Below are 17,894 nucleotides of genomic sequence, written 5' to 3'. Positions count from 1 at the left end.
GCGGACGGGACCATGACCGGACTTCTCCTCGCACTCGCCACGGCCCTCTCGGTGTTCGGCGCCCTCCACGGCATCCGCCTCTACCGGGCGGACGTCAAGCTCCCCACCGACCTCGCGCTGGCCCTGGAGGTCGGTGCCACCCGTACGACGGCGGTCGGATCGCTGGTCGACCGCCTCGGCATCCGCTGGGCGCCGCTCGTCCTGCGTGCGATGGGCGCGACCCGGGTGGCCCGCAAGCGCCGGCAGATCGACATGGCGGGCAATCCGGCCGGCCTGACCATCGACCGGTACGCGGCCCGGCGAGCGGTGTACGGGGCCCTGGGGGCCGCCGGAGCCTTCGCCATGCTGGTCAACGGCCAACTGGTCGCGGCCCTGCTGATGGTGGCCTTCGGCCTGTTCTGGATCGAGGTCGGCCTGTGGTCGGCCATCCGGGTCCGCCGCGATCACATCGAGCGGACCCTGCCGGACTTCCTCGACGTCCTCGCCGTGGTGGTGAGCGCGGGGCTGGGCTTCCGGCAGGCACTGGACCGGGTGGCGGGCAAGTACGAGGGGCCGTGGGCGGACGAGATCCGCATCACCCTCCAGCAGATGGACATGGGTGTGAGCCGGCGCCAGGCCTTCGACGAGCTGCGGCGGCGCAACGACAGCGAACAGGTCGCGCAGTTCGTGACGGCCCTCCAACAGGGCGAGGAACTGGGTTCCCCGATCGTCGAGACGCTGATCGCGATCGCCGAGGACATGCGCCGCACGGACGCCCAGAACGCCCGCCGCCGGGCCGCCCGGGCGGTACCCAAGGCCACGTTCGCGGTGACGATGTTCATGCTGCCGGGCACGCTCATCCTGCTCGTGTGCGGATTCGTCTACGGCGCGAACGTCGACTTCGGCGCACTGTTCGGGGGTGGCTGAACCATGGCGCGGCTGAGCGTGCTCATCGCCGACGGGAACCCGGTCATCAGGGCGGGCCTCGCGGCCATCCTGGGCGCGGTCACGGACATCGAGGTGACCGCCCAGGCCGAGGACGGCCGCGAGGCCCTGAGCCTGACCCGCAGGCACGCCCCGGACGTGGTCCTGCTGGACGTCCGGATGCCGGGGGTGGACGGGATCTCGGCGCTGCCGCACCTGGTGCAGCTGGCGCCCGTACTGATGCTGACGTACAGCAGGGAAGCCGACATCGTCCGCGAGGCCCTGCTGCTGGGCGCCGGCGGCTACCTGGTTCACGGCGAGTTCACGGCCGAGGACCTGCTCAGAGCCGTCCGCGACGCCCCCCTGGGCCGCCCCCACTTCACCCCGACGGCGGCGAGCGCCTTGCTGAACGAGCTCAGGACCCCTTCGCATCCGCAACGCGATGTGGCACAGTCGTCGGAGCGGATGCACAACTCTGTTGTCTTCGGGCTGAGTTCCCGGGAGGTGGAGATCATGGACCTGATCGCGTCCGGGATGAGCAACCAGCAGATCGCCGCAGCCTGCTTCATCAGTGAGAAGACGGTCAAGAACCACATCAACCGCATCTTCGCGAAGCTCGGGAGCGCGACGCGCAGCGAGGCGATAGCCCGCTGGCTGGGAACCGCCCGTCCAGGAGTGACCGGTCATGGGTAGACGGAGTGCGCAGTGGGTCCGTAATTGGGTCCCGGGACCCTTGGTAACGGCTGGTGACTCGCCGTACCGTCCGCAGATCGACACCGGTACCGGCCCGGGAGGGAACCCCCATGCCACAGAACATGCTGCTGAAGGCCGCCGTGGAGGCGCGGATCAGGGTGAACGGGTGGACGGACACGGCCGTGACGAGGCTCCGCAGGCGCCACGCCCAACAGGACCGAGGCCAGACCGCCTTCGAATACCTCGGGATCATCCTGGTGGTCATCGTGATCGTCGGGGCGATCGTGGGCTCGGGTGTCGGTTCGGAGATCACCAAGCGGATCAAGCAGGCGGTGACCGACATCAAAGCCGGCTAATGGCCACCCGCGGCACGTATGGGCGTGACCGAGGGCAGGCCTTTCCCATCTACGTGGTGGTCGTGGCGGGGCTGCTCTTCGCCGCGCTCGCGTTCTTCGCGGTGGGCCAGGCGTCGGTCAGGCGCAGTGACGCCCAAGGCGCTGCGGATGCAGCGGCTTTGGCGGCCGGGCGTGAGGCCCGAGACAAGGTTCTCCTCGGCCTCGATCTTCCGTCGGTGGATGCCGGTGTCTGGAAAAAGATCGTCGATGGGCGGTTCTTCAAAGTCGGCGAAGCCTGCGCAGCGGCAGAGGCCTTCGCGGCTAAGAACGATGCGAAGGCCACATGCGCGGCCGCCCTCCCGCGGTTCACCGTCACGGTGGAGACGAACGGAACCGTGGGGGATTCGGTGGTTCCCGGTACCAACGGCATGCATGCGACGGCGAAGGCCACGGCCCTGATCGAGCCGAGGTGCCACTTGGCGAGCGTCGCCAGCCCGAGCCCCACCCCGACCCCTACTTCCACCGCGCCGTCAGGTGGTGCATCGCCCTCTCCCACGCCGAACGCTGCTGCGGTGACATTCACTTGTGGTGGGGAGATGGTCAAGCTCGACCCGTCGAAGCCGGGTTCGCTCAAGGCATTGACCAGAAAGCTGTTCAGCGTGCGACTCGTCGGCTGACAGGGATCGAGAGACAAGGAAGCATTCATAGATGAGCATTCGGCGCATGGTGAGGGTCCGTGGGGGGATGGCCGTTGCGGGTGCGGCGGTCATGGCCGTTACGTTGGCCGGGTGCGGTGGTGGCGGTGACGGCAAGTCGGGTGAACCTCAGAAGCCTGCGGCTGCCCCGTCCCAGGGGACGGCCTCCCAGAACACGACACCGAGCAAGGGGCAGAGCTCGGAGCCGACCGAAGTCGTCGCCACGCTGACCGGACAGGCCGGCATGGCGTTGGAGATCAACTCTGTGCAGCGCGATCCGGGCGGCTTCCTCACCGTATCCGGGCAGCTGAAGAACACGGGGAGCCAGTCCTACAAGGACACGGTTGCCTGGCGCGGCATCGAACTCAAGGGGACCGGAGAGTCGGTCGCCGGTGCGACGCTGGTCGACAAGGCGGGTAAGAAGCGCTATTACGTGCTTCGGGACACGGAGTCCAGGTGCCTGTGCACGACGGGCGTCTCCAGCGTCGACGCCGGCCAGGTGATCCCGTTCTTCGCCCAGTTCCCGGCACCGCCGAGCTCTACCAGCGAGGTGGAATTCAGCCTCCCGACCTTTGCCACGGCCACCGTCAAAATCTCTGGGTGACCCATGACCACACGCCATCGCGCAGCAGCCGCCACCACAGTCTCTGCACTCGTCATCGCCGGAGGGTCCGTCATCGGGGCCGGCTCCGCACACGCCGACGACGTGAAGCCGTCCGTACCCCCTGGCACGGAGCCGTCCGCCGCCGCGCCCGTGGCGATCGACTCCAACGCGCCCGGGCTGAAGATCCCGCAGGGCGGGACCCTGGCCCCGGTCAAGGTGCTCGACATCGCCGAGGTCGTCGAAGACCTCGGCGGCGAGCAGCGACGGCAGGAGACCAACGAGACCGTCATGATGGCGCTGCAGTCCGAGGTGCTGTTCCCCGAGGACAGCGCCGTGTTCAACGCGCAGGCGGCCTCACGGATCCAGGCCATCGGGAACGAGATCAACCAGTCCAAGGCGACCCGCATCCGGGTCTTCGGCTTCACCGACGACCAAGGCAGCTACGAGCACGGCAAGGTGCTGTCGAAGCAGCGGGCCGATGCCGTGCACGACGAGTTGGCCAAGACCGTGACGAACCCGAGCGTCGTCTTCGACGTACGCGGGTACAGCGAGGACTACCCGATCGCCGACAACAGCACCGAAGAGGGCCGCAAGAAGAACCGCCGCGTCGAGATCACCTTCCCGCGGGGCGCGAGTTAGTCGAGCAGGTGGTCGGCCCGACCCGCCTTGATGTCCCGGATCAGGGCCTGGAGGGCCGCTCTGCTGTCGGTCAGCGGCCGGTCCTCCTGGCCGGCCACCGCTATGTAGCTGTTGCCGTCCCCGTCCACCCCTATCCGATAGCAGGCGTTTCCCTCACCGCAGTACGGTGCTTCCCACCGGATGTCCGGCATGGCGACCCCTCTCACAGTTCCTTGCTGATGTCTCGGATGAGATCACGCGAAGCTTCGGGGCTGAGCGTGTGATCGGACATCCAGGCCAGATGGCTGCGGTACTTGGCCAGTTGCTCCGCACCGTGCAGGAACTCCGGGCCGTGGGCCGAGTCGAGTTGCGCCGTGTCGAGCTGCGGGACCGATTCCTCGGCGTAGAACAGAGGGTGCCCCGCTCCCGGGAAGGCTCCTTGAGAGACGGGGATGACCCTGATGGTGATGTGCTCCGCCGTGCTTCGCTCGCAGATCCGATCGAGCTGGCGCTTCGACACCTGTCGGCCGCCGAACTGCATACGCAGTGCCGCCTCGTGCACATATCCGGTGTATCGAACCGGATCTCGGCGGTCAAGGACGACCTGTCGCTCTTGGCGGTGGGCCACGCGCAGCTCCACGTCCAAGCGGGAGAGTTGCGGAAGCACCGCGTTGAAGACGGCCCTGGAGTATTCCTCGGTCTGGAGCAGTCCGGGTACGTGAACCGCTTGCACCGTGTGCATCCGTGTGGCGTGCCACTCCAGCTCTGCGATGTCCAGGAAGCCCGGTGCGAGCCGCTCGCGGTACTGATCCCACCACCCTCGCCGGCGACGCTGGGCCATGCCGAGCAGCGCGTCGATGTAAGGCTCGTCGGTACAGCCGTAGCTGGCGACCAGGGTGCGCAACCGCTCGGCGCTCAAGGTCCGGGCGCCCGCCTCAATGCTGGGAATCTTTCCGCGGTCCATGCCGACCAGTGAGGCCGCGAGTTCGGCGGACACGCCCGCGTTCAAGCGCATCCGGCGTAGCTCTGCTCCCAGTCGGGCCCGGCGATATGACGGCAGCGTCCTCGGTGGCATGTGGGAAGTCTGCACTCCGGCCCGCATGTGGTCCATTTCGGGAGCAGACATCATGAATTTTGTGGTGCAGGCACCACTTTAATGTCTTACTGTGGGTGATGCACCGCTTACGCAAGGCGAGTTGAAGTGCATCGCCCGGCCCTGCCCGGGGGACGAGCCACGCCCGCCGCCCATGCCGCCTGTGAACGGTCCTCGTGAGCCCCTGTGCGCGTCGAGCCTCCGAAGCCGAACCGTCTGTGCCCACCGACGACTTGGGAGCCGAAGTTGCTCACCCCGTACCCCCACTCGTACACCGCCGCATCCGCCTGCCCGGTCGCACCGGATTCCGGGACTGCCGGTCAGGCAGCCCTCGCGGAGGGGTTGTCGTGCAGCATGACCCTGCCCGCCTCGCCCCGTTCAGCCGGGATCGCCCGCCAGGCCGTACGGGCGGCCCTGCACGCCTACGCCCTCGACCCCCTCGCTCCGGCAGCCGTACAGGCCGCCTCGGAACTCCTCGGCTCAGCCTGGCGGATGGATCCGTACGGGGAGCTGTACCTGTCCGTCCGCTACCGCGACGACGAGCTGCGCGTCATCGTCTACGACGCGCACCCCACCCACACCCACCCCCGGCTTGCCGCGCTCTGTGAGGCCCGCCGCCGCGCCACGCTCCGGGTGTTCTCGGCACTGGTGCGCGACCACGGCGGCGACTGGGGCCTCGGGCCGTCCCGGGAACCCGGCGGTGGGACCCGTACCTGGGCGACGCTGCCCCACCGGCTGCCGAACGGGTGAGGGAGGTCGTTTCTCCTGCCGGCTCGGCGCAGCCGTGGGCCACGCTGGTGTGATGCGCCTTCGCCACACCATCACCACCTTCCTCGGGGCTCTCGCGCTCGTCGGTACGCTGCCGGCCTCCGCCGGGGCCGCTGTGGGCACGTTCAGCTACGTTTCGCCGGAGTACGGCGACTTCGACATCACCGACCCTGTCGGCTCGGAGTGCTTCCTCCTGCTCCAAGGCGCGACCAGTGCGGTCAACGGCACGAACAGCACAGCCACCCTGTACGCGGACCGGGGCTGCGAGGAGCCGCTGAGCACCCTGGACCCCGGTGCGGCCCGTGGCTTCGCCGAGCCCGTCCCACACAGCGTGAGCTTCGCGTAGCCCGGTAGCCCGTCACGGGCGGCCGCGCAGGGTTCCGATGAACACTTCGAGGACGAACGAATGGATCAGCGCGTCGGTGATCATGTCGCCGACGCGCATCCACGCGGACCGACCGCTTCTCCGGACCCCACGGGACTTCCCCGGACCAGTGCAGGCACAGAAGCGCCGACAGCGTGCAAATGGCGTGCCGCACCCCCGTCGGCCCGGGGAGGAACCAGGCTCGGCGTCGCCACGCCGATGAGGCTCTTCCGGGCGTTCGGTACACCTGACGATCAGGCGGGGTCCAGGTCGCGGAAGCGCTTGAAGGACTCCGAGCCGCTGGCGCCCTTCTTCCACTCGACGGTCAGGGTGTCGCCGTTCTGGCTGAGATTGCCGACCCGGTCCTTGTCCGGGACCCGGACGCCGTCCTGGCTGCACAGCAGTCCGACCTCCAGGAAGTCGCCGCTCTCGTCCTTCTGCCAACGCCCCTTGCATTCGAACCCGGAGGAGCCGTCGCTGAGGATCGCGTTGATCCGGGCAGGCTCGTCGAGGTGCGCGTCGCCGAGGGCCAGTATCGTAGGGCCGGAGGTCTTCCACACGGCCTGGAGGCCGGTCCCGGTGGGCTTGGGGGCGGGCGGTTTGGCGGGGGTCTCCGACCTCTCGGGCGGTGGCTGGATGGTCGGGGCCTTCTCGCTGGGGTTCGTGCTGGGCGCCGAGGCGCTCGGGCTCGCCTTGGCCTCGGTCGACCCGGTGTCGTCGCCGCCCCGGCCGACCGCGAACCACACCCCGCCGGCCACCACGACGAGAACCACCACAGCGGCCGTCACGATGAGTCCGGTCTGCCGCTTCCCCGGCCCCGGCCCCGGCGGCTGCCCAGGCGAACCGGGAAGGGGGTGCGGTGGCGGGTAACCGCCGTACGGCGAGCCCGGCTGGACATACGGGTTCCCGGCCCCGGGCGTACCGGGCTGCGGCGCCTGCGGCTGTCCGTAACCCGGCTGCGGCGCCTGCGGGGGTCCGTAACCGGGCTGCGGCGGTACGGCCGGAGGGAACGGTGGAGGCGGCGGCGCGCCGAACGGCTGCTGTGGCGACGACCAGGGGTGCTGCGGCTGCTCGCTGGACGGTTGGGTCACGTGGTTCCTTCCCAAGGCCGACCACTTGTCGGTACGTCATCTCTTTCTACCAGCCACCCACCCAGCCCCCGCATACGGCCCCTGCGGCGCACGAACCACGTACCGGGCCTGCGTACACGGCACATTGGACGTCCGGCCGTGCCCGGCGCGCCCGGCAGCGGAAGGGCTGCGCCGCGAGTCCCCGGACCTTGGCCGGAGGCCTGTCGTGAGTACGCGCGCCCCGTCCGGGACCGGCTCGGCCCCACCCACCCGAGCGGCCGGGGCGGGACCGGGCCGGGGGTGGCCGGGCCGGATCGGGCGCTCGCGATCAGCCGAACTGGCCGGGCTGGTAGTCACCCGCCGGCTGCTGGATGATCACGTTCATCCGGTTGTAGGCGTTGATCAGTGCGATGAGGGAAACCAGCGCGGCCAGCTGGTCCTCGTCGTGGTGCTTGGCGGCGTCCGCCCACGCCTCGTCCGTGACCCCGCCGGCCGCGTCGGCCGCGTCGGCGATGCGCGTGCCCTGCTCGGTCAGCTCCAGGGCCGCCCGTTCGGCGTCGGTGAACACCTTCGCCTCGCGCCAGGCCGCCACCAGGTGCAGGCGCTGCGCGCTCTCCCCGGCGTGCGCAGCGTCCTTGGTGTGCATGTCGGTGCAGAAGCCGCAGCCGTTGATCTGGCTCGCCGGGATCTTCATCAACTCCTGGGTGACCGCCAGAAGGGGCGAGTCAGAGACGACCTTGCCACCGGAGTTGATGCACCTCGCGAACCTGGTGGTGACGGCATTTCCGTAGAGGTCGAGTCGAGAGTCCATGGTGGTCTCCTGGTCTGCGTGCCGTGTCGGCGGCCGCACAGCACTGACGGATCCCACCGGGCGAATGTGACGGCCCCCAGTGAGGTGTGTGACTGACCTGCGTCACTGTTGCTGTCGCAGGAGGACCTCCGCGACCGCGCGTGCCCTGTGGGCCGGTTCCGGGCCGGGGTTCAGGCCGGCCACCGTCGTCGCGCCCTCGACCAGGATCAGTAGTTGGTCGGCGAGCGTGGGCGGGGCTCCGACCGGGGCCAATTCGGCCAGGAGGGCGTGGAGTTCGGACTTGTGGACGCGGACGACCTCCGGCGCGGCCGCGCCGAGCTCCCCGTACGCGTTGAGGAACGCGCAGCCCCGGAAGTCCGGCTCGGAGAACCACCGCGCCAGCCAGTCGAAGACGGCGGGGACCGGTTCGGCGGCGTTCGTCGCCGCCTCGCGCAGGGCGGCGATCCAGCGGCGGTCGCGCCGTTCCAGATAGGCCGCGACCAGGGCTTCCTTTGCAGGGTAGAGCCGGTAGAGGCGCTTGAGGGGCACGCCGGATCCGGCGCGGATGCGGTCCATGCCCACCGCCTGGATGCCGTGGCGGTAGAACAGCTCTTCCGCCGTGTCCAGCAGCCGGGTCCGGGCCTCTTCGTCGTCCATGAAGGCAGGGTAGCCCGGTTTCGCTTGCGGGGAGAACGGTCGTTCTCGTAGGGTCGGAGTTCCGGAGAACGCCCGTTCTCCGCTTCGTGAGCCCGGAAGGATGCACCATGAGCCGCCCGCCCCTGCCGCCCTTCACCGACGAGTCCGCCCGCGCCAAGGTCCAGGCCGCCGAGGACGCCTGGAACAGCCGTGACCCCGAGCGCGTCGCCCTCGCCTACACCGAGGACTCCGTCTGGCGCAACCGCGACCGCTTCCTGACCGGCCGCGACGAGATCCGCGCCTTCCTTGCCGACAAGTGGGAGCGCGAGCTCGACTATCGACTGCGCAAGGAGCTGTGGTCCCATACCGGCAACCGCATCTCCGTCCGCTTCGAGTACGAGTGGCACGACACCTCCGGCCAGTGGTGGCGCAGCCACGGCAACGAGCAGTGGGAGTTCGACGAGGACGGCCTCATGCGCCGCCGCGAGGCGAGCATCAACGACGTCCCGATCGCCTCCGAGGACCGCCGGATCCTCTGACGGGCACCGCCTGCGGATGCGTGAACGCCGTCCGCGCAGGGCTGGCGTCTGAGAAGATGATCAAGCTTCCGCGGGGGAGGCCGGCAGGACACCGGGCAGGGGGAACAGGCGTGGCGCGGACTCGGGTGAACGGCATCGAGCTCTTCTACGAAGTCGAGGGCGAAGGGGAACCGCTGGTCCTGGTCCACGGCTCCTGGACCGACCACCGCAGCTGGCACGCCGTGCTGCCGCACCTCACCCGCGCCCACTGCGTGCTCGTCTACGACCGCCGCGGCCACAGCCGGAGCGAGCGCCCGCCGGGCCAGGGCACCCGGGCCCAGGACGAGGACGACCTCGCCGCGCTCATCGAGATGGTCGGCGCCCCCGTCCACGTGGCCGCGAGTTCCTTCGGCGGGTCGGTCGCACTCGGGCTCGCGGCCCGGCGTCCCGAACTGCTGCGCAGCCTCGCCGTCCACGAGCCACCCCTGACCGCCGTCGTGGCCGGCGATCCGGAGCTGGACCGGTTGATGCGGGAGGCGCAGCCCCCCATCGACGCCGTCATGGCGGACATACGTGCGGGTGACCCCGAGGCCGGTGCGCGCCGGTTCGTCGAGGAGGTCGTGTTCGGCTCGGGCGCGTGGGACGGGATGCCCGAACCCGCCCGGCGGACGTTCGTCACCAACGCCCCCACCGCCGCCGATGAGCAGGGGGACCCGGACGGGAACGCCGTCGACCTCGCCGGGCTGTCCGGATACCCGGGCCCGGTGATGCTGAGCAAGGGCACCGGCAGCCCGCCGTGGTTCGGGGCGATCGTCGACCGACTGGCGCGGGTGATCCCCGGGGCGCAGGTGCGGACCCTGCACGGCGAGGGCCACGTCCCCCACCTCACCGCCCCGCAGCGCTACGCCGACAACCTCCTGGGCTTCATCGCCTCGACCGGCTCCGCGCCCCGGCCTTGACCCTGCGGCGTCCGGGCGCCACCGAATCGGGGGATCGAGTCCCTGGAAGATTCCCCTGGAATGCTCGACGCACTGTGGAATTCCGTCCGCCTCGGCGTTGCCGCCCGGTCTGCCGTGGTGGGTACGACCACGCACCTGCGGTTGAGCGGTCTCCGGCGGCGGCCCCTCCCGGAGCACGGCTCGCCTGTGCGCAGGGGGCCTGCAGGCGGGCAGTGCGCCGAGCGGCCGGCGGGCCGAGTCCGCTCCGCCCTGCCTCAACCGGTCCCGGCTCCCGGTTCGTCCGCGTGCGCCGTCGGCCCGGCACGCCGCTCAGGGGTGCTGCCCCGAGGGGGCTGTGGCCGTCGGCGCGTCACGCATCCTCGTGGTGCGCCTGCGTGATGAGGTCGGTGGCGACCTCCAGGGCGGCCAGGCGGGTTTCCTCCGGGTCGCCCTCGACGTGCTGGAGGAACATCATCCCGGCGTGCAGCGTGAACAGGGCGCTGACGCAGCGCACCTGGTCCGTCAGCGGGCCGTCCTCCGTGCGCAGCAGTTCCACCAGGCGGTACAGCCGCTTCTTCACGGTCTCGCCGATGCTCAGTTCGCGCATCGTGGCCTGGTTCTCCTGCATGAAGCGGTACAGCGCGGCGCCCGCCGCCATCGCCTCGCTGTAGCGGCGCAGCACCTCGCGTTTGGTCTCCAGGGTGCGCGGCTGCTGTTCCGCCCACTTGATCAGCTCGTCGATGGGACGCGTGACGTCGTCGAAGAGGCTGATGATGATGTCTTCCTTGGTCTTGAAGTGGTAGTAGAGCGCCGCCTTCGTGACCTCCAGCCGCTCCGCGATCTCGCGCAGCGACGTCTTCTCGTACCCCTGCTCGACGAAGAGCTCCAGTGCGACGTCCTGGATGCGCTGGCGCGTGTCGCCACGACGGCGCTGGGGACTGCTGCTGGACATGACTCTCCTCGGTTACTTACTTGACGCCCGGCAAGTGACGGGTCTACCGTCCCCAGTGTAGTCAACTAGCCGGTCGGCAAGTAAGTGCCGTTCCGGCAGGTGGTGCCCAGGGGAGTGGACAGGAAATGGTGGAGACAAGCAAGCCCGCGCAGGCCTCGCAGGAGGTGAAGCCACGCAGCGTGCGGGTCGTCCTCATGGCCCTCATGATCGCAATGTTGCTGGCGATGCTCGACAACATGATCATTGGAACGGCGATGCCCACCATCGTCGGCGAGCTCGGCGGCCTGGAGCACCTGTCCTGGGTGGTGACCGCGTACACCCTGGCCACGGCCGCCTCCACCCCCATCTGGGGGAAGGTCGGCGACATGTACGGGCGGAAGGGCTCCTTCCTCACCTCGATCGTCATCTTCCTGATCGGCTCGGCGCTCAGCGGCATGGCCCAGGACATGGGCCAGCTCATCGGCTTCCGTGCGGTCCAGGGCCTGGGCGCCGGTGGTCTGATGGTCGGCGTCATGGCGATCATCGGCGACCTGATCCCGCCCCGCGAGCGCGGCAAGTACCAGGGCATGATGGCCGGCGTGATGGCCTTCGCCATGATCGGCGGCCCGCTCGTCGGCGGCACCATCACCGACCACATGGGCTGGCGCTGGTCCTTCTACATCAACCTGCCCCTCGGTGCCGTGGCCCTGGCGATGGTGACGGCCGTACTGCACCTGCCCCGGCAGGCCGAGCGGCAGCGCCCGAAGATCGACTACCTCGGCGCCGCGCTGCTGACCCTCGCGATCACCTCCACCGTGCTCGTCACCACGTGGGGCGGGACCGAGTACGACTGGGCGTCCGCCCAGATCGTCGGCCTCATCGTCGTCGGCGTGCTGTCGACCGCCGCGTTCCTCTACGTGGAGACCAGGGCGGCCGAGCCGGTCATGCCGCTGCACATTTTCCGCAGCCGCAACTTCACCCTCATGTCCGTGATCGGCTTCCTGGTCGGCTTCGCCATGTTCGGCGGCGTCCTCTACCTCCCGCTCTTCCAGCAGTCGGTCCAGGGTGCCTCCGCCACCAACTCGGGCCTGCTCCTCCTGCCCATGCTGCTCTCGATGATGGTCGTCTCGCTGATCTCCGGGCGCATCACCACCAACAGCGGCAGGTACAAGGTCTTCCCGATCGCCGGCGGCGCGCTCATGGTCGTCGGCATGTTCCTCCTCGCCACCATGGACACCGGCACCACCCGCCTCGTCTCCGGCCTCTACATGGCCATCCTCGGTGCAGGGCTCGGCTTCCTGATGCAGATCACCATGCTGGTCGCACAGAACAGCGTCGACATGAAGGACATGGGCGTCGCGTCGTCGTCGGCCACCCTCTTCCGTACGCTCGGCGGCTCCTTCGGCGTGGCCCTGATGGGTTCCCTCTTCACCTCCCGGGTCACGGACACCATGTTCGAGCGCCTGGGCCCGGAGGCCGCCGGAGCCGCGGGCTCGGCCCAGTTGGACGCGGCGAGCCTGGCCCGGCTGCCGGAGGCGGTACGGGAGGCCTACCAGTACGCGGTAGCCGCCGGCACGCACTCCGCGTTCCTGCTCGGCGCGGCCGTCGCCGTACTGGGCTTCCTGGCGGCCTGGTTCGTCAAGGAGGTCCCGCTCCGGGGTGCCGGTCCGGCCTCCACCGATGCCGGGTCCGCCCCGGCTGATGCCAAGTCCGCCCCCGCGGCCCAGCAGTCGCTGGCGCACTGACCCCGCCGCGCACGAACCCGGCCCCGTCGGACGTACCTGTCCGGCGGGGCCGCGCGTTTTCTGCCGTGTCCGTCCGGGAAGGAACGGCGGGTGATCAAGGGGCGGAGTCCCATCGGTCCTATAGGCCCCATCAGTCCCAACCATCCTGTCGGTTCCGGTACGGGGAATTTAAGGACGATTCGATGGGAACTCCCGTACGGGTACGGGCGTCCTGATCCACGGAACGCTCGCGCGGCGGACGGGGGAGTGGACGGTTCATGGGTGTCTCGACGTACACGAACAAGAAGGGTGTCCGGGCCGGAGCGGTCGTCGTCGTGTCGGCCGCGGTCGCGGCGGCGACGGTCTGGGGAGTGTCGACCCTCGCGGAGCCGGGCAGCGCCGGCGCGGCCACCCGGCGGAACGCGGCCCTGCCGGGCGGGAACGACGACCCCGGCCACGGCCGGGCGGGCCGGCCGGGGGCGCGACAGCCGATACCCGAGGGCATAGCCCACGCCTCGGAGAACGGCGACACCGCCGTCAACATCACCATCGACGACGGCCCCGACCCCCGCTGGACCCCCCACGTGCTCGACGTACTGCACAAGTACGGAGTCAGGGCGACGTTCTGCATGGTCGGACCCCAGGCCAAGGCTCATCCCGACCTCGTCAAGAGGGTGGTCGACGACGGCCACCGGCTCTGCGACCACACCATGGACCACGACACGGCCATGGACCAGAAGCCCGCCGACTACCAGGAACGGCAGATCCTGGACGCGAAGAAGCTCATCGAAGAGGCCGCGGGCAACGGCGCGAAGGTCGAGTACTACCGGGCCCCGGGCGGCGCGTTCACCCCCGAGAGCCGCCGCATCGCCGCCGCGAACGGGATGCGCCCGCTCGGTTGGAACGTGGACACCAAGGACTTCCAGAAGCCGGGCGCGGACGCCATCGTCGACGCCTTCAAACGTGAGATCGGCAACGGCCCGACCGTCCTCTTCCACGACGGCGGCGGCCACCGCGCCCAAACCGTCGAGGCCCTCGACCGGGTGCTGGCCTGGCTCGCGGACCAGGGCCGGCCGACCGGCTTCCCGGTCCGCACCACCCCCGACACCCCGTGAGCCGTCGCCCGCCCGGAGGCCCCTGACACGCCGTCCGCCGCGCGAACGGGTGAGGGTCGACGACGCGGACCCGACCGCGTTGTTACCTGTTCGGGCACGGACGAACGTACGCCCGACCAGGAGGCTCCTGTGGCCATCGCCCCCGGCAAACTGTCCGACCCCGTGGTCGGCGCCCTCGTCACCGCCGTCAACGCGCACGACAAGGACGCCTTCCTGAAGCTGCTGACCGCCGACGCCACCATGTCCGACGACGGATCGGACCGCGACCTCCACGCGTGGGTCGACCGGGAGATCTTCGACTCCAGGGGGCACATGGACGTCGTGTCCGAGTCCGACGAGGGCCGCTCCCTCGTCGTCGACTACCGCAATGACACCTGGGGCGAGATGCGGACCGCCTGGCGCTTCACCATCGCCCCCGGCGGCGGCCGCATCAGCCGCTTCGAAACCGGCCAGGCCTGATCCGCAACGGCCGGGCCCGATCCGCGCCCCCTGGCCCGTTCCGCGCCCCTGGGGCCGGTTCGCGCCCGCTGGAGCCGGTCGCCGGGCCCCGGTACGTGCGGCCCGCACCGAAGCCGATCATCGGACAGTGCGGCGGCCCGGCGACTCCCGTACGGGTGAAAGGGCGGGCGGCCTCGTTCCGGCGCGCGCCGGGGCCCGTTGGTCCGGGCATGAAGCGCACCCGCACCGCCGCTCTCGCCCTCGCCACCGCCGCCGCGGCCCTCGCCCCGACCCTCGTCCAGCAGGCCACCGCCGCGGAGGCGGCGGTCTACCTGCAGGACCCGGCGGGCGGCGAGAAGACCATGAAGTCGATGTGGACCGACGACGAAATGCACAAGGTGGAGGGGCAGTTCCGCTTCCATCCCGGCGTCCGCTACAAGACCGTCACCCGCCCCGGCCACTCGGCCGCCCCGGACTACGAGCGCAAGGTCGGCGACCCCAGCACGCTGGCGTGGGAGCCCGCGTACGAGTTCGCCTGGGCGGTGTCGGACTCGACCGTGGTGAAGAAGGCGGTGACGGTCAAGGAGGGCCGGCACCCGATCGTCGTGCACGCCGTCCTGCGCCGCGCGGACCGCTCGGTGGTGGCGGAAGTGCGCAAGGAGCTGGCCGGGAAGCCGGCGACCGGCCGCGAGAAGGTGGCGGGAGGCAAGCGGATCGCGTGCGACACCGGCGCGTACACGGTGGAGTGGTCGCTCACCCGCTCGGGCTACGGGACGCTCCACGGCTCCCTGCGCTGGAACTCCAGCTGCGAGCAGTACCGGACGGCGTTCTCCCAGGACCACGGGAAGCAGCGCTGAGCTCCCGTCGGGGCCGGCCGCCCCGCGCACCTCGTGAGTGCTCGGCGGGCGACGGGGCCGCGGCCCCTGATCGGGACCGTAGTGGCCATGGTGCCGCATGATGCGGTCCACGTCCCGGGTCGAAGGTCCCGTGTCGTGCGGGACTTCGGGGAGGCGCGGGGCCTTCAGTGCTTCTTGGAGGCCTGTGAGGCCTGCGCGGCGATGTCCTCCAGGACGCCCTTCGGGTTGCCGTCCGGTTCCACGGCGCGTCCGATGTTGCGCTTGATGGTGTCGCTGACCGTCACCCAGGACGGGTCGTTGACCGGGTAGAGCTGGGCGCCGCGCAGTGCGTTGAGGAACTGCTGGTCGTTCTCGGCGATTCCGCCGCCCGCCGGGGTGCGCGAGGCGGTCACGGTGGAAGGCAGCAGGTGGTAGCGGCTGGCGAAGTCCGACAGGTTCGCGTCCTGGTAGACGAAGTCCAGGAACCTGCCGATCTCCGCGCGCTTGCCGTTCTGCCGGAAGGCCATCATCCAGTCGGCCACGCCGACGGTCGGCGGGGTCTCCCCGACGCCGAGGTCGTCCGAGACGGGCATGGTGGTGGTGGCGACGCTGATGCCCTTGGCGCGCGCCTCGTGGGCGAGCGAGGGATAGCCGTTGAGCATGCCGACCTCGCCGCGGGTGAAGGCGGCGAAGGCATCGGCCCGATTGAGCCGGGACGGCGACGTGGCACCCGTGTAGCCGGTCGCGACCATGTTCTCCTTGACCCATTTCCAGGTCTCGACGTTCTTGTCGGAGGCCAGGCTGTAGTTGCCGCTGCTGTCGGCGTAGCCGCCGCCGTTGCTGAGCTCCCAGATCAGCGCCTCGGCGTGGGCCTCCTCGGGCCCCAGCGGCAGGGCGTACGGGTACGTCACCCCCTTCTCCTTGAGCGCCTTGGCGGCGGCCTTGAGGTCGGACCAGGTCTTGGGGGCCCCCTTGACGCCGGCCTTGGCGAACAGCGCCTCGTTGTAGAAGAGGAGGCGGCTGCTCGCCACGAAGGGCAGGCCGTAGAGGGTGTTGCCCACCGAACCGGCGTCGGCCAGCGGCTGGAGGAAATTCGCCTCGGCGGTGACCGAGAGGAGTTCGTCCGCGGGATAGAGCTCCCCCCGGGCGGCGAAGTCGGAGTACGAGCCCATGAGCGCGATGTCCGGCGCCTTGCCGGTCTTGACCATGCGGGATACTTCGCGGTCGATGTCGGCCCAGGGCATGAGCGTGACCTCGACCTTGATTCCCGGATTCTCCTCGGTGAAATCAGCGGTCACCTTGTCCCAGAAGGGCTTGGAACTGGTGGCCGGACTGTCGCCGTATTCGGCGGCGATCAGCTGAAGCGTCCCTCCGTCACCTGCCCCGTTTGTGCCGCCGCCGCATCCGGCCAGCGGTATCAGCAGGCCGAGCACGGTCGCGGTGGCGGTCGTGCCGAAAATTCTCCGTCGCACGGAAGTATTCCCCTGAATTTCTTTTGTGTCTGGTTGCTGCTTATGAGTTGCTCCGAGCCGGCTGATCCCTCGATGGCCCGTTGGCCGGAATTCTCTCCTGTGGGGCGGGGGTTTTTTCCAGGGGGGTCGTACTTGTGGTGAATGCTCCAACCGAATCTTTTCCGGCTGGTGTTTTCCGATATGAGGTCGGCTCGGTGGACGCGCGTAGACATGAGGAAAAGCCCGTTTCCCCTCGGGAAGCGGGTCGACGGGTCGACGGGTCGACGGGTCGACGGGTCGGCGGGCGGAGGTGGCGGGGCGCCCGGTCAGTCGGTGAATTCGCCCGCGTACGGGTCGGGCTCGCCCGTCTCCGGGTTGCGGCCCTCCTGCCAGCGGCGCTGCGCCTTGCGCCAGTGCACGAAGCTCAGGTGGCCGCCGTCCCAGAAGGTGATGCTGACCGGGCTCACGTCGAACTCGTCGGAGCAGAGGCGGTGGAGGAACTCGGCCATGCCGTACGGGTACACGGCGAAGGAGTCCGCGGTGTGTCGACCGCACACCAGGACCGGCCAGCGGTCCGGATCGGGGTCGGTGGTCAGCCAGCACAGGATGTCCGAGCCACCCGTGACGCCCCAGGCGATGATCGACTCCGGATCCACGCCGAAGGCCGAACGGCCGCCCTCGGCCACCCACATCTGCCGGGCGTTCGCCGTCTCCTCGGCCATCTCGGCCGGATCCCACTGCAGCCCGGGTGTGGGCATCGGCAGCAGGATGCTCGCCTCGCCGTTGATGGAGCCGGCGCCGAACCGGCCCATGAACGCGATGAAGTCCGACGGGAACCGGATCCCCCAGGCCGCCTCGGCGGCGAGCCAGTCGACGTCCTCGTCGGCGCCGTGCGTCGCCGGCATGATCTGCTCCAGCGCCTTGATCCGCGCGTTCTCCGTCATGCCGCTCCCCTACTGCCCCAGCTCAACCGCCCCAACCTACTGCCGGCGGCGAGCTCGGCCTAGGCGGTGTCCACGTCCAGCGTGGTCCCGGCCGCCAGGCCCCATCCGGCCATGGCGCCGGCTGCTGCCTCCAGGACGTGCCGGGCGCGCAGCCGCGGCAGTCCGAGTCGGCCGGGAGCCATGGTGACCACGGCGAGTACGCGCAGGTTCCGGTCCAGGTACGCCACGTCGATCGGGAACCGCATCCGGAAGGTGTGCACGCTCGCCGCGGGGGTCAGCAGCATCGCTCCGTCGATCCCGTCCCGGCCGAGCAGCCCGCGCGTCCTCGCCCGGTAGGAAGCGGCGATCTCCAGCGGGATCGGTGCGGAGCCCGCCGCGACCCGCAGCGCGGCGGGCCCGTCATGCCAGTGCGCCATGGCGGCCACCCTAG

23 protein-coding genes are annotated in these 17,894 nt (G+C 69.9%); 14 read left to right on the top strand and 9 right to left on the bottom strand.

Annotated elements, in window-relative coordinates; all coding sequences use genetic code 11:
• The first annotated feature begins 12 nt into the window (after window positions 1–12).
• The 6 genes from AW27_RS11785 (at window position 13) to AW27_RS11760 (ending at window position 3,869) form a co-directional block, all read left to right on the top strand.
• Entirely contained in the window at window positions 13–906 is an 894-nt protein-coding gene (locus tag AW27_RS11785; protein WP_037919332.1) for a DUF5936 domain-containing protein, read from the top strand.
• 3 nt (window positions 907–909) lie between these two features.
• A complete protein-coding gene (locus AW27_RS11780; RefSeq protein WP_037919334.1) occupies window positions 910–1,596 on the top strand; it encodes a response regulator in 687 nt (228 codons plus the stop codon).
• Window positions 1,597–1,706: 110 nt separating this feature from the next.
• Window positions 1,707–1,952, top strand: a complete 246-nt coding sequence (locus tag AW27_RS11775) for a hypothetical protein (protein ID WP_063890565.1) — start codon at window positions 1,707–1,709, stop codon at window positions 1,950–1,952.
• The gene (locus tag AW27_RS11770) at window positions 1,952–2,608 is read left to right on the top strand and encodes a pilus assembly protein TadG-related protein (protein WP_037919336.1); all 657 of its coding nucleotides are present in this window, start codon (window positions 1,952–1,954) and stop codon (window positions 2,606–2,608) included. Before AW27_RS11775 ends, AW27_RS11770 begins: the two co-directional genes overlap by 1 nt.
• Window positions 2,609–2,639: 31 nt before the next feature.
• The gene (locus AW27_RS11765) at window positions 2,640–3,230 is read left to right on the top strand and encodes a hypothetical protein (protein ID WP_037919338.1); all 591 of its coding nucleotides are present in this window, start codon (window positions 2,640–2,642) and stop codon (window positions 3,228–3,230) included.
• A 3-nt stretch (window positions 3,231–3,233) separates the two neighbouring features.
• Window positions 3,234–3,869 (top strand): OmpA family protein, encoded by a 636-nt coding sequence (locus AW27_RS11760; protein WP_037919341.1) that lies wholly within the window; start codon window positions 3,234–3,236, stop codon window positions 3,867–3,869.
• Here the strand turns inward: AW27_RS11760 and AW27_RS11755 are convergent.
• Complete coding sequence (locus AW27_RS11755) at window positions 3,866–4,060, bottom strand: hypothetical protein (protein WP_037919343.1); 195 nt, start codon at window positions 4,058–4,060, stop codon at window positions 3,866–3,868. The two genes, AW27_RS11760 and AW27_RS11755, sit on opposite strands and share 4 nt — an antisense overlap.
• A gap of 11 nt (window positions 4,061–4,071) precedes the next feature.
• Window positions 4,072–4,845, bottom strand: coding sequence for a DUF5753 domain-containing protein (locus AW27_RS11750; RefSeq protein WP_370466475.1), 774 nt, complete (start codon window positions 4,843–4,845; stop codon window positions 4,072–4,074).
• A gap of 450 nt (window positions 4,846–5,295) precedes the next feature.
• Between AW27_RS11750 and AW27_RS11745 the strand changes: the two genes are divergently transcribed.
• Window positions 5,296–5,691 carry an ATP-binding protein gene (locus AW27_RS11745; RefSeq protein ID WP_236647562.1) on the top strand — a complete coding sequence of 132 codons (396 nt, stop codon included), beginning with the start codon at window positions 5,296–5,298 and terminating at the stop codon, window positions 5,689–5,691.
• 52 nt (window positions 5,692–5,743) lie between these two features.
• Complete coding sequence (locus tag AW27_RS11740) at window positions 5,744–6,055, top strand: hypothetical protein (protein ID WP_037919348.1); 312 nt, start codon at window positions 5,744–5,746, stop codon at window positions 6,053–6,055.
• Window positions 6,056–6,327: 272 nt separating this feature from the next.
• On the opposite strand, the gene AW27_RS11735 is transcribed toward AW27_RS11740, so the two are convergent.
• The 3 genes from AW27_RS11735 to AW27_RS11725 all read right to left on the bottom strand — a co-directional run bounded on the left by AW27_RS11735 (window position 6,328) and on the right by AW27_RS11725 (window position 8,590).
• Complete coding sequence (locus AW27_RS11735; protein WP_236647563.1) at window positions 6,328–6,861, bottom strand: hypothetical protein; 534 nt, start codon at window positions 6,859–6,861, stop codon at window positions 6,328–6,330.
• Window positions 6,862–7,471: 610 nt separating this feature from the next.
• Window positions 7,472–7,954, bottom strand: coding sequence for a carboxymuconolactone decarboxylase family protein (locus AW27_RS11730; protein ID WP_037919352.1), 483 nt, complete (start codon window positions 7,952–7,954; stop codon window positions 7,472–7,474).
• A 102-nt stretch (window positions 7,955–8,056) separates the two neighbouring features.
• Complete coding sequence (locus AW27_RS11725; RefSeq protein WP_037919354.1) at window positions 8,057–8,590, bottom strand: TetR/AcrR family transcriptional regulator; 534 nt, start codon at window positions 8,588–8,590, stop codon at window positions 8,057–8,059.
• A 107-nt stretch (window positions 8,591–8,697) separates the two neighbouring features.
• Between AW27_RS11725 and AW27_RS11720 the strand changes: the two genes are divergently transcribed.
• Window positions 8,698–9,108, top strand: a complete 411-nt coding sequence (locus AW27_RS11720) for a nuclear transport factor 2 family protein (protein WP_037919356.1) — start codon at window positions 8,698–8,700, stop codon at window positions 9,106–9,108.
• A gap of 110 nt (window positions 9,109–9,218) precedes the next feature.
• Window positions 9,219–10,046: an alpha/beta fold hydrolase gene (locus AW27_RS11715; RefSeq protein ID WP_037919358.1), complete on the top strand. Its 828-nt coding sequence runs from the start codon at window positions 9,219–9,221 to the stop codon at window positions 10,044–10,046.
• A 349-nt stretch (window positions 10,047–10,395) separates the two neighbouring features.
• Here AW27_RS11715 and AW27_RS11710 read toward each other — a convergent pair whose 3' ends face one another.
• Window positions 10,396–10,977, bottom strand: a complete 582-nt coding sequence (locus AW27_RS11710) for a TetR/AcrR family transcriptional regulator (RefSeq protein ID WP_037919360.1) — start codon at window positions 10,975–10,977, stop codon at window positions 10,396–10,398.
• A gap of 125 nt (window positions 10,978–11,102) precedes the next feature.
• Between AW27_RS11710 and AW27_RS11705 the strand changes: the two genes are divergently transcribed.
• From AW27_RS11705 to AW27_RS11690, 4 genes are all read left to right on the top strand, one after another.
• A complete protein-coding gene (locus AW27_RS11705; protein ID WP_037919363.1) occupies window positions 11,103–12,701 on the top strand; it encodes an MDR family MFS transporter in 1,599 nt (532 codons plus the stop codon).
• A 257-nt stretch (window positions 12,702–12,958) separates the two neighbouring features.
• Window positions 12,959–13,795: a polysaccharide deacetylase family protein gene (locus AW27_RS11700; RefSeq protein ID WP_052030295.1), complete on the top strand. Its 837-nt coding sequence runs from the start codon at window positions 12,959–12,961 to the stop codon at window positions 13,793–13,795.
• 129 nt (window positions 13,796–13,924) lie between these two features.
• A complete protein-coding gene (locus AW27_RS11695; RefSeq protein ID WP_037919365.1) occupies window positions 13,925–14,254 on the top strand; it encodes a nuclear transport factor 2-like protein in 330 nt (109 codons plus the stop codon).
• 209 nt (window positions 14,255–14,463) lie between these two features.
• Window positions 14,464–15,090, top strand: a complete 627-nt coding sequence (locus tag AW27_RS11690; protein ID WP_037919367.1) for a hypothetical protein — start codon at window positions 14,464–14,466, stop codon at window positions 15,088–15,090.
• Between the two features lie 164 nt (window positions 15,091–15,254).
• On the opposite strand, the gene AW27_RS11685 is transcribed toward AW27_RS11690, so the two are convergent.
• From AW27_RS11685 to AW27_RS11675, 3 genes are all read right to left on the bottom strand, one after another.
• Window positions 15,255–16,541 carry an extracellular solute-binding protein gene (locus AW27_RS11685; protein WP_052030296.1) on the bottom strand — a complete coding sequence of 429 codons (1,287 nt, stop codon included), beginning with the start codon at window positions 16,539–16,541 and terminating at the stop codon, window positions 15,255–15,257.
• Window positions 16,542–16,846: 305 nt separating this feature from the next.
• The gene (locus tag AW27_RS11680) at window positions 16,847–17,464 is read right to left on the bottom strand and encodes an SMI1/KNR4 family protein (protein WP_052030297.1); all 618 of its coding nucleotides are present in this window, start codon (window positions 17,462–17,464) and stop codon (window positions 16,847–16,849) included.
• Between the two features lie 59 nt (window positions 17,465–17,523).
• A complete protein-coding gene (locus tag AW27_RS11675) occupies window positions 17,524–17,880 on the bottom strand; it encodes a DUF192 domain-containing protein (RefSeq protein WP_037919974.1) in 357 nt (118 codons plus the stop codon).
• Between the last annotated feature and the right edge of the window lie 14 nt (window positions 17,881–17,894).

It is taken from the genome of Streptomyces sp. PCS3-D2 (genome assembly GCF_000612545.2).
Lineage (GTDB): Bacteria > Actinomycetota > Actinomycetes > Streptomycetales > Streptomycetaceae > Streptomyces.
This window is presented reverse-complemented; position numbering and strand designations above follow the sequence as displayed.

What these genes read in the sequence shown, in the direction of transcription:
- AW27_RS11785 (WP_037919332.1), top strand. Translation starts at nt 13, where the DNA reads ATGACCGGACTTCTCCTCGCACTCGCCACGGCCCTCTCGGTGTTCGGC.
- AW27_RS11780 (WP_037919334.1), top strand. Translation starts at nt 910, where the DNA reads ATGGCGCGGCTGAGCGTGCTCATCGCCGACGGGAACCCGGTCATCAGG.
- AW27_RS11775 (WP_063890565.1), top strand. Translation starts at nt 1,707, where the DNA reads ATGCCACAGAACATGCTGCTGAAGGCCGCCGTGGAGGCGCGGATCAGG.
- AW27_RS11770 (WP_037919336.1), top strand. Translation starts at nt 1,952, where the DNA reads ATGGCCACCCGCGGCACGTATGGGCGTGACCGAGGGCAGGCCTTTCCC.
- AW27_RS11765 (WP_037919338.1), top strand. Translation starts at nt 2,640, where the DNA reads ATGAGCATTCGGCGCATGGTGAGGGTCCGTGGGGGGATGGCCGTTGCG.
- AW27_RS11760 (WP_037919341.1), top strand. Translation starts at nt 3,234, where the DNA reads ATGACCACACGCCATCGCGCAGCAGCCGCCACCACAGTCTCTGCACTC.
- AW27_RS11755 (WP_037919343.1), bottom strand. Translation starts at nt 4,060, where the DNA reads ATGCCGGACATCCGGTGGGAAGCACCGTACTGCGGTGAGGGAAACGCC.
- AW27_RS11745 (WP_236647562.1), top strand. Translation starts at nt 5,296, where the DNA reads ATGACCCTGCCCGCCTCGCCCCGTTCAGCCGGGATCGCCCGCCAGGCC.
- AW27_RS11740 (WP_037919348.1), top strand. Translation starts at nt 5,744, where the DNA reads ATGCGCCTTCGCCACACCATCACCACCTTCCTCGGGGCTCTCGCGCTC.
- AW27_RS11730 (WP_037919352.1), bottom strand. Translation starts at nt 7,954, where the DNA reads ATGGACTCTCGACTCGACCTCTACGGAAATGCCGTCACCACCAGGTTC.
- AW27_RS11725 (WP_037919354.1), bottom strand. Translation starts at nt 8,590, where the DNA reads ATGGACGACGAAGAGGCCCGGACCCGGCTGCTGGACACGGCGGAAGAG.
- AW27_RS11720 (WP_037919356.1), top strand. Translation starts at nt 8,698, where the DNA reads ATGAGCCGCCCGCCCCTGCCGCCCTTCACCGACGAGTCCGCCCGCGCC.
- AW27_RS11710 (WP_037919360.1), bottom strand. Translation starts at nt 10,977, where the DNA reads ATGTCCAGCAGCAGTCCCCAGCGCCGTCGTGGCGACACGCGCCAGCGC.
- AW27_RS11705 (WP_037919363.1), top strand. Translation starts at nt 11,103, where the DNA reads ATGGTGGAGACAAGCAAGCCCGCGCAGGCCTCGCAGGAGGTGAAGCCA.
- AW27_RS11700 (WP_052030295.1), top strand. Translation starts at nt 12,959, where the DNA reads ATGGGTGTCTCGACGTACACGAACAAGAAGGGTGTCCGGGCCGGAGCG.
- AW27_RS11690 (WP_037919367.1), top strand. Translation starts at nt 14,464, where the DNA reads ATGAAGCGCACCCGCACCGCCGCTCTCGCCCTCGCCACCGCCGCCGCG.
- AW27_RS11680 (WP_052030297.1), bottom strand. Translation starts at nt 17,464, where the DNA reads ATGACGGAGAACGCGCGGATCAAGGCGCTGGAGCAGATCATGCCGGCG.
- AW27_RS11675 (WP_037919974.1), bottom strand. Translation starts at nt 17,880, where the DNA reads ATGGCGCACTGGCATGACGGGCCCGCCGCGCTGCGGGTCGCGGCGGGC.